The sequence below is a fragment of the Streptomyces hilarionis genome, assembly GCF_024539675.1.
GTDB lineage: Bacteria > Actinomycetota > Actinomycetes > Streptomycetales > Streptomycetaceae > Streptomyces > Streptomyces hilarionis.
In genome coordinates, this window is sequence record NZ_JAHHIT010000282.1 from 1 (window position 1) to 5,570 (window position 5,570).

The following is a 5,570-nucleotide window of genomic DNA, read 5'->3' on the forward strand; positions in this document are numbered from 1 at the left end:
GGGTGAGGTCGGGCGGGGTGAGGTCCGCTGGGGTGAGCTCGCCGCGCCTGAGGCCGGGGTGTGTGAACGGCGCGGGTCCGCCTCGGGGGTCGGCTTCCTGCGGCGCGGAGGTTCCCCGGCCGTCGTTCCGCGGCCGAAAGTCGCGGGTCGGTCCGACGCGGCGCAGTGCGGCTGCGCCGGAGGCAGCGGGTCGAGCGGGGGCACGCCCAGGGTCCGGGAGACCGGTCCCGTGACCGGCGGAGCGGCCGGGAGAGCCGGGGCCGCCGAGGAAGCCGACCCCTCTGTCGGAGGCTCCGGAAACGGTCGTCGGGTCGTCGGGCCCGGTTGCGCGCCCGGGCCCGCCGCCTTCGCCTTCGCCTTCGCCGTCCCGGTGGCCGTTGCCGTTGCCGTTGCCGTTGCCGTCGGCGGTGTCGTCGGCCCGCGAGGCGCCGTCGGGGTGGGCGTCCGCGCGTCCGGGCGCGGCCGCACGCTCGGGTCCGGGCCCGGGTCCGGGGGTCGTGCTCGGCGCGGTGGGATCGGGCGTGGGGCCGGTGCGGGGGTCCGTGGCGCGGCGCAGGTCCACGAGGTGCGCCGGTCGCCCCAGGCTCACCACGGGGCCGGACCTCAGCCGGCCGACTTCCTGGCGCAGCACCCGGGTGTGCGCGGCGGACAGCTCGGGGCCGGGGGCGACGTCCAGGTCGCGGGCGAGCCGCCGTCGGACGTCGTCGTACGCTCCCAGCGCCTCCGCCTGAAGACCGCGGGCGGCCAGGGCGAGCACCAGCCGGGCGTGCAGCGGCTCGTCGAGCGGGTCGTGTGCGACGGCCCGGCGCAGCGCGGGCAGCACCACATCGGCCCGGCCGCAGAGCAGGGCCGCGTCGGCCGCCAGCCGTGTGGCGTCCAGGAGTTCCCGTCGCACCGCCGTGAACGGGACGTGGGCGCGCACCGACTCGGGGATCCCCATCGCCACCGGCCCCCGCCACTCCCCCAGTGCCGCGACCAGGTGCCCGGTCGCCGCCTCGGCGCGTCCGGTGGCCGCCGCGCGCTTCCCGCGCCGGGTGAGCTCGCGGAAACGCAGCAGATCGACCTCGTCGGTGTGCGCCTGGAGCAGGTAGCCGCCGGTGGAGCGCAGCAGCCGCCGGCCGGCCACCCGGGGCGCCAGCCCCGGTTCCAGCAGCCGCCGCAGCGAGCCGACGTATCGCCGCACCACGTTGGGCGCGCTGACGGGCGGCCGCTCGCCCCACAGCGCGTCGAGGATCTCGCCGGGCGTTACGGGCCGGCCCGTGTGCGCCAGGAGCAGCGCGAGCAGCGCGCGTTGCTGGGGGAACCCGAGGTCGAGCTCGCGTTCCCCGCGCCGGACCCGTACGGGCCCCAGGACCTCGAACCGCGTCGTCCCGCCGACGTCACCGGTCGTCGCGGACGGGGTGTCAGCCGGCACCGGCGCGGCCGTCCCGTGCGGTCAGCAGGGCCTCGACCCGTTCGGCGTCGGGATGTCCGAGGCCGCGCAGCAGGCCGAGCGCCTGCCGCCAGGCCACGCGTGCGCCCTCGTGGTCGCCGGTCGCGAGGTGGGTCTCGCCGACCCGGACGAGGATCTCGGCCTCCAGGTAGGGCACGCCCAGGTCGCGCAGCAGGACGAGCGCGTTGTGGTAGCCGAGGAGGGCGTGCGGGTGCCGGCCGAGGTGGTGGTGGGCGTAGGCGATGCTGTCCCAGGTGGCGGCCTGGCCGTAGCGGTCGCCGAGTTCCTGGAGCATGGCGAGGGCCGCGAAGCAGTGCTCCAGGGCCTGCCGGTACTCGCCGAGGAGCGCGTGGTACCAGCCGACGGAGTTCAGGACGCCGGCCTGGGCGGCGCGGTCTCCCCGGGACCGGAAGAGGTCGAGGGCGACCTGGTTGTGACGCAGCGCGCCGGGCAGGTCCCCGCGCTGCTCGCGGTGCCAGCCGAGACTGCGGTGGGTGTGGGCGCGGCCGGCGTCGTCGCCGAGCTCGGTGAAGAGGGCCAGGGCCCGCTCGAGGCGGGCGACGGACCGCTTGTGCAGTCCGAGCCGACCCTCGATCCTGGCCAGCGCGCCCAGGCCGCGGGCCTCCAGGACGGGGTCGGCGCTGCGCAGGGCGGCGTCGAGCGCGGTCCGTTGGACGGCCAGTCCGTCGTGCCAGTGCCCGCGCCGGTCGAAGAACGGCTCCAGGGACCAGGCCAGTTGGCAGGCGAGACGTTCCTGCGCGGGGCGCCCGGACGTGGCGGCCGCCTCGACGACGGCGAGCAGCACGGCGTGCTCGGCGGTGAGCCAGGCCAGGGCCCGGCCGTCGTCGGCGAGGGGATCGGGGTGCACGCCCGGGGGCGCGGGCGGCGGAGGCAGCGGGTCGGCGTGGGGGGCGAGGAGCCGCTCGGCGGCGTGGGCCGTGTGCAGGTAGTGGTGGTGGAGCCGGTCGAGCGCAGCCTGCCGGTCGGCGCCGGAGTGCTGTTCGTCGACGAGTTCCCCGGCGTGGGCCCGCAGCAGGTCGTGGAAGGAGTAGCGGGCGGGCGTGGGTTCGGCGACCAGGTGCAGCGCGGTGAGTTCGGCCAGCAGCGGACGGGTCCGGCGGACGCTGAGCCCGGCCAGCGCGGCGGCGGCCGGAAGGGTGAAGTCGGGGCCGGGGTGCAGGGCGAGCAGCCGGAACAGCCGGGCCGCCTGGGCCGAGACCGCGCGCGAGGACCAGGAGAAGACCGTGCCGACGTCCACCGTGGCGTCATCGCGGGCGAAGGCGGCGAGGCTGCCGTGGAGCTCGCGCAGCTCGGCGGCGACGGCGGAGAGCACGAAGTGGGGGTGGACGGCGGCGCGGGCGGCCGCGCAGGCGAGGGCGAGGGGCAGTCCGGCGCACAGGTCGCCGATCTCGTCGGCCGCTTCCGGCTCGGCCGCCACCCGCTCGGCTCCCAGCCGCCGGTCCAGGAAGGCCCGTGCCTGGTCCGCGTCGAAGGGACGCAGCGTCAGGGAGTGCGCGCCGTGGGCGGCGACCAGCCCGGTCAGCGCGTCGCGGCTGGTCACGAGGGCGAGACAGCCGGGCGCGCCGGGCAGCAGGGGCTCCACCTGGTCGGCGTCGCGCGCGTTGTCGAGGACGACGAGGACCTTCCGCCCGGCGAGGACGCTGCGGTAGAGCGCGCTCTGCGCGTCGGCTCCGGGCGGAACGCGTTCGGGCGGCACGCCGAGCGCGTCCAGGAACCCCCGTACCGCCTCGCCGGGTTCCATGACGGCGCCGGACGGGTCGAAGCCGCGCAGGTTCACGTAGAGCCGGCCGTCGGGGAAGCGGTCGGCGACGCGGTGGGCCCAGTGCACGGCGAGGGAGGTCTTGCCGACGCCCGCCATGCCGGCGATGGCGCCGATCACGACGGTCCCTGGCCGGGCCGCGACCGCGGCGCCCTCGTGGGCGGCGCCCTCGTGCGCGAGGCCAGCCTGCGCGAGCACCGCCTGCGCGAAGCCCTCCGGACCGACGTCCGAACGCGTCGGCTCCGGGTGCGGGCCGCCCGCGTCGAGCAGCCTCAGGATCTCGTCGAGTTCCGCCTGCCGGCCGGTGAAGCCCGGCACGTCCTGCGGCAGTTGGTCGGGGACGGGACGAGCGGGCATGGCCGCGGGCTCGGCCGCGGCCACGGGCCGGGGCTCGGGCTCGGCCGCGGGTCCGGGCCCGGCAGAGGAGTCGCAGAGCACGACGGCATCCTCCGGACCCGGCGGGCCCCCCGGGATCTCCGGGATCTCCGGGTCCCGAGGGCTCCACAGGCCCCCCGGAATCGTCGGGCCCACCGGACCGTTCGGGCCCCGCGCATGCCCCGGGTCCTGCGGGCTCTGCGCACCTCGCGGGCACGGGGCGCTCTCCGTGCCCTCCCGGCCAGCCCGGTTCTCCCAGCTCCCCCGACTCCCCCGACTCCCCCGACTCCCCCGGCTGTTCCGACCCTCCCGGTTCTCCCAGCCCTCCCGGCTGCCTCGGTTCTCCCGACTCTCCGGGGTATCCCGACTCTCCGGGTTCTCCCGGCGCCGGGGATCGGGCGAGGCCGTGGTCGAGACGTGGACGTGCAGGACGGCGTCGCGGGCCTCGCGCAGTTCGGCCCCGGGGTCGATCCCCAGTTCCTCGGCCAGGCGCGCCCGGACGGACTCGTACACGGTGAGCGCCTCGGGCCGACGCCCGGCCGCCCCCAGCGCGAGGACGAGCGCGGATTGCAGGGGTTCGTCCAGCGGATGCCGGTCGGCGGCCTGCCGCAGTTCGGCGAGGACGGCCTGCGGCATGCCCGCACGCGCCGCGGCGTCGGCCGCCTCCCGCACCGCGGCGAGCCGCTCACGGTCGACGGCGGCGAAGAGCGCATGGGCGCGGATCCGGTCGGGGACGCCCGCGGCGACCGGACCGCTCCACAGCGCGAGCGCCTCGGTGAGCAGGGGCAGCGCCCGCTCGGGCGAACGACGGGAGACGCGGTTCGCCTCCTCGCGCAGCGCGCGGAACCTCAGCAGGTCCAGGGAGCCGGCGTCCACCGCCAGCCGGTATCCGCCGGCGTCCCGCGCCAGCCAGCGGCCCGGCGCGCGCACGGCGAGGCCGGGCTCCAGCAGCCGGCGCAGCGAACCGACGTGCCGGCGGACGACGTTGACGGCGCTGCGCGGCGGATCCGCTCCCCAGAGGACCTCGACGATCTCGCTCACGGCGATCGGGGCTCCCGCGCAGACCAGCAGCAACGCCGTGAACGCGCGTTCCTGCGGCCCCGCGAGGTCCGGCACGACGGTCCCCCGATGGACGCGCACGTCCCCCAGGACCGCGAACCGCACCGGCTCCAGCCCCACGTCGTCCTCCCCTCCGGCTCGCCCTCCCCGCCCTCCACCCTACGCCGGAGGAGGGATCACCCAGAGTTACGGACGCGGAGTTCGCCCTGTTCACCGCCGTGCCGGGGCCCGGGCGAGGTGAGCCGGGGAGGGTGTCAGCAGAGGCGGCCGGTGTAGTGGGCGCCCTGGATCCTGGAGGCCGAGCCGAGCCACGTCCGGCCCGGCCCGACGCACCGCTCGTGGTCGGGCGCGCGGGCCACCTCGACCTTGACGACCACGTGCGAGCCGTCGGAGGTGCAGTGGTGGTAGAACGCGTCGGAGCCTGTCTCGTAGAAGCCGCAGGGGTCGGCGGCCGCGGGACTCGCGGCGGTGGTCACCGCGCCCAGGGAGGCGAACACCAGGGCGGTGGAACCGAGGGCGGCGAGCAGCGTACGACGAACGGACACGGTGGAACTCCTTGCCGGACGGGGATCGGGGCCGGACCCGGACCGGGCGGTACCCGAGGGCCGCCGGTCGGCGGGAACGGCCGCACCAGGATCGTCGCGGGCCGGCCGAACTGACCGGACGTCACACGCCCTTCACCCCGCGAATCGATTCTCCGCTGGGCCGTCGGAGTGATCCTTTCGGAGGAGGGGAGTCGGGGGCCCTGCGTCCGGGCAGGGCGGCCCGGTTCACCCGGCTGACCGCCCCGAGTGGTGCCGGCGCCCGGGCTGGCTGACGGTGGATCACGTCAGGCCGGGTCAGGTGAGCTGACGTGGTGTCGGCTGCCCGGTCGTGACGGAAGGACCATCAGATGCGTTCTGCTCGCATGATCCTGGCCACCGC

Annotated in this window: 3 protein-coding genes; all 3 read right to left on the reverse strand. The window is 76.9% G+C overall.

From position 1 onward, the window contains the following. A partial coding sequence (locus tag KMS84_RS37640; protein WP_256921055.1) for a BTAD domain-containing putative transcriptional regulator occupies positions 1–1,414 on the reverse strand: 1,414 nt, incomplete at its 3' end. Beyond that, positions 1,404–4,766 (reverse strand): AfsR/SARP family transcriptional regulator, encoded by a 3,363-nt coding sequence (locus tag KMS84_RS37645; RefSeq protein WP_256921056.1) that lies wholly within the window; start codon positions 4,764–4,766, stop codon positions 1,404–1,406. The genes KMS84_RS37640 and KMS84_RS37645, both read right to left, overlap by 11 nt. A gap of 134 nt (positions 4,767–4,900) precedes the next feature. Further along, positions 4,901–5,191, reverse strand: coding sequence for a DUF6355 family natural product biosynthesis protein (locus tag KMS84_RS37650; protein ID WP_256921057.1), 291 nt, complete (start codon positions 5,189–5,191; stop codon positions 4,901–4,903). Positions 5,192–5,570 lie beyond the last annotated feature (379 nt).